At 60.9% G+C, this 3,636-nt stretch carries 4 protein-coding genes; 3 read left to right on the top strand and 1 reads right to left on the bottom strand.

The features are described 5' to 3' along the window. Positions 1 to 775: 775 nt before the first annotated feature. Positions 776 to 1,267, bottom strand: coding sequence for a hypothetical protein (locus tag AC5JJ6_RS04340; protein ID WP_496040869.1), 492 nt, complete (start codon positions 1,265 to 1,267; stop codon positions 776 to 778). 160 nt (positions 1,268 to 1,427) lie between these two features. On the opposite strand from AC5JJ6_RS04340, the gene AC5JJ6_RS04345 reads away from it, so the two are divergent. From AC5JJ6_RS04345 to AC5JJ6_RS04355, 3 genes are all read left to right on the top strand, one after another. After that, a complete protein-coding gene (locus AC5JJ6_RS04345; RefSeq protein WP_496040870.1) occupies positions 1,428 to 1,757 on the top strand; it encodes a GapR family DNA-binding domain-containing protein in 330 nt (109 codons plus the stop codon). A gap of 212 nt (positions 1,758 to 1,969) precedes the next feature. Beyond that, on the top strand, positions 1,970 to 3,073 hold the full coding sequence (locus AC5JJ6_RS04350) for a sensor histidine kinase (RefSeq protein WP_496040871.1): 1,104 nt from the start codon (positions 1,970 to 1,972) through the stop codon (positions 3,071 to 3,073). A gap of 132 nt (positions 3,074 to 3,205) precedes the next feature. After that, positions 3,206 to 3,636: response regulator (locus AC5JJ6_RS04355; protein ID WP_496040872.1), on the top strand; the 431-nt coding region annotated here is incomplete at its 3' end.

The following is a 3,636-nucleotide window of genomic DNA, read 5'->3' on the forward strand; positions in this document are numbered from 1 at the left end:
CCTTGTTTCCGGCCTTATGTCCCCTGGTCGCAGCCGCCGTGTCTCAATTCCGCCCGCCGATCCGGTCCTTCCGGTTCATGTCTTCAGGCACGAGTTGATCCATGGGCGAACTGCAAATTCGCACTCCAACAAGTCTTTGTCAGGGAAGAGGGCCTGTTTAGCCCAGTACTCCTACAGCAGATCAAGCATAACGTCAGCTACAGGGCTTCCTGGAATGTATTCAAGCACTCAAACGTTAAATTTCACTTAACTGAGTGCAGATTTGCTTTTCTCCCAGCGGCGAATGTATTCGAAATGCACTGAAATTTGACGTGGCAAAGATGTGACCTCGATGAGAATTGCTGTGACTTTGAAAGGCTAATCCTGTGAGTTTTCCGGCATATTCACTATCAATTTCGTTGCAGCTTCCATCTTGTTTCTATGCTTGAACCACAGCTGCGGAGGGCAACGGCGGTCGGATTCGAGGATCGGGTCAAAAGGTTGCCAAATTCCTGACGGGTTGCCGGGCCGCCCGGGCATGAAAAACCACCGCTGCCGGTTGTCCGGCACGGCTTTATAGTGCGTTAATAAGTACCTACGGATGTTCTGATGGTAATGAAGAAGTCTTATTACACAAAAAGCCAACAAGACTGTTTCAAATCGGTTCTTTTACTATAGTAGTGGATATTATTGAGACAAATTTGGGGGATTGCAGTGCCGGGGGCGGACGGAGGCAGTCACAGCGGCGGGTTTTGCCCACCGCCGCGACGGCACGTTTCCGCCGATCGGACCGCGATCAGGGGCGATCGAAGATAGGTGCGTCCGTTTCCCTGCGCACGACGCGCCCGGTCGCCCGTGGCGGAGGGTTCTCACGGCTGGTCTGGCCCAGCATGTCGGCCGCCTCGCCCGTGATCGTGTCGGAATGCGAGGCGGAGCCGTCCGGCATGGCCCATCCGACCGATGTCCTGTCCGACCGGGCCCCGCGCATGCCCGGGATGTTGCCGCGGATGCCGTCGGGTACGCCATAGCGGCGGTAGCCCATCCAGGCGGCGAGCAGGATGCCGGCGCTGGCGGCGAACATCACGAAGGGAATGGGGTGTTCGCGGATGACGTCGCTGACGCCTCCCGGCGACCATGCCGCCGAGGTATCCTGGTGTCCGCCCCTGCCGCTGGTGATGCGGGCACGGCCGCGCACGCTCGGTGCGTCGTAGGGGATGTAGGGATGTTCCGGGGTGTTCTCGAGATAGCGCCCGGCCTGACCATCGGAGGCTGACAGTGAGTCGACCATTTCCTGCCTCGTTGCTGGTTGTTGGGAAAACGGCCGCCGATAGGCGGCGGCCGCCTGCTTTCTCAACCGCCCCGGACAGGCGAACGTTCCGCAACCGGCCTGTTGCCAGCGGCCGCTCCTGCCGGTATGACGGCGCTCCCCTTATCCAATGGAGTTAACCTTGATCGACTCTGGTGCGACGACGGCAGAACAGTTGAAGCAGTTCGCCGACCGTATGGAAAATCTGCTGAACGAGATCGATGGACTGAAAAGCGACCTCAAGGACCTCAAGGGCGAGGCGAAGTCGGCCGGCTTCAACATAAAGGCGCTGGACCGCCTTGTCGCGATCCGGCGCAAGGATTCCGCCGATGCCGAGACGGAACTGCTGAACGATCTGCTGCTTTATGCCCACGCGACCGGCACGCATCTGGACTTGGCGATGCCCGACGATTCGGGATCGGGCGGTTCAGGATCAGGCGGGCCGGCGTCGAGCCGGGAAGAAGCCGCCTGATACCGGACGGCTAACCCCACAGATTTTCGGCAACAAACCGCGAGCGATGCCCGTTCTCCTGGAATGGGCATCCTTCCCTTCCAGTTGCGCGTTCGGGTATGTCGGAAATGTGCTTTTCTTAGCACTAATTCCATGCATCATCACGACATTGGGACAACATCCGGAAAGGGTATGCCGGGTGATATCGTGACATTTTGGGACCTGTAAGCTTGATGGGCAGCGCAATACCAGGGCGGCAGATCGATGAGATCCAGCGGCTCGAAGCTCTACACCGGTACAATATCCTGGATACTTCGCGGGAGGCGGAGTTCGACGACCTGACTTGCCTTGCCGCCTATATCTGCCAGGCCCCGATCGCGGTGGTCAACTTCGTCGATGCGGACAGGCAGTGGTTCAAGTCGGAAATCGGCCTGGGCGTGAGCGAGACCCCGCGGGACATATCCGTCTGTACCCATGCGATCCGGCAGAAGGACATCTTCGTCGTTCCGGACATGACTAAGGACGAGCGGTTCGTCGGCAATCCCCTGGTCAATGGCGATCCCCATATGAGGTTTTACGCAGGGGTGCCGCTGGAGACGACCGACGGATACGCGCTGGGCACCATCTGCGTCCTGGACACCAAGCCGCGCGTTCTGGACGAGCAGCAGAAGGCGGCGCTGCACAGTCTGGCGCGGCAGGTCATGGCGCTGCTCGAGCTGCGCCGGTCGATCATCCAGAAGGACCTCATGCTGCGGGAGGTCAACCACCGCGTCAAGAACAGCCTGCAACTCGTGTCCAGCCTGCTCAGGCTGGAAAGCCGGCAGATCGCAGACCCGGTGACCCGGCGCCATTTCGACGAGGCCTGCGCCCGCGTTGCCACCGTTGCCCGCGTCCATGAGCGCCTTTACAAGACCGACAAGGTCGGCGTGGTCGAGTTCGGCCAGTTCCTGCGCGACTTGTGCGCAGACCTTTCCCATTCCGCGATGATCGAGCAGGGACACCATATCGACGTCCATGCCGACACGCGCGAGTTGCCGACCGACAAGGTGATCCCGCTGGCGCTGATCGTCAACGAACTGGTCACCAACGCCGTCAAGTACGCCTATCCGGTCGGTACGCGCGGCGCCATCCACGTCCAGTTCCGCTCCGCCCAGGACGGCTCGTTCGAGGTCGTGGTGGCCGACGAGGGCGTCGGCCTGCCCTCCGGCTTCGATCCGGCGGCGACGAAGAGTCTCGGCATGAGGATGGTTTCCGCCCTGCTCGGTCAGGTCGGCGCCGAGCTTTCATGCGCATCCGACAGTGGAGGAACGAAGTTCATCATCGCCGCGGCCGGTTGAGCGCCTGCCGTCTAGCGCTATCGGTTGATTGGTGACACGTTTGAGCAACTCCATGGTGGAGACCAAAACTATTTCCGCGCTGCGGTGTTGATCTCGCTGCCACTACCGTCCTGAAAGTCAAAGTCCGGTCCGATGCATGCACTCCCAAAGCTTCGACTTGTACACACCCGACGCAGCGTTCCCCAGCCTTCGGACCGGCAGGAACCTGACGATGGGCAGGCCATCCGTATCCTTATCGTCGAGGACGAAGCCATTCCCGCCATGCTTCTGGAGGAGATGGTCGAGGATCTCGGCTTCACGGTCTGCGGCAAGGCGGTATCCGGTCCCGGGGCCGTCATGGCGGCCGAGGACTACCGTCCCGACCTGATCCTGATGGATATCCGGCTTGCCCAGGGCACCGACGGCATAGAGGCCGCGATCGAGATCCGGGAGCGCTGGGGCATCCCCTCCCTGTTCATGAGCGCCTTCAGCGACAAGGGCACGATGGCGCGCGCGGAAGCGGCGCGGCCGGTCGGCTTCGTCGGCAAACCCTATGACGAGACGCGGCTGAGGATCGCCCTGGA

The sequence above is a fragment of the Skermanella sp. genome (genome assembly GCF_059503625.1).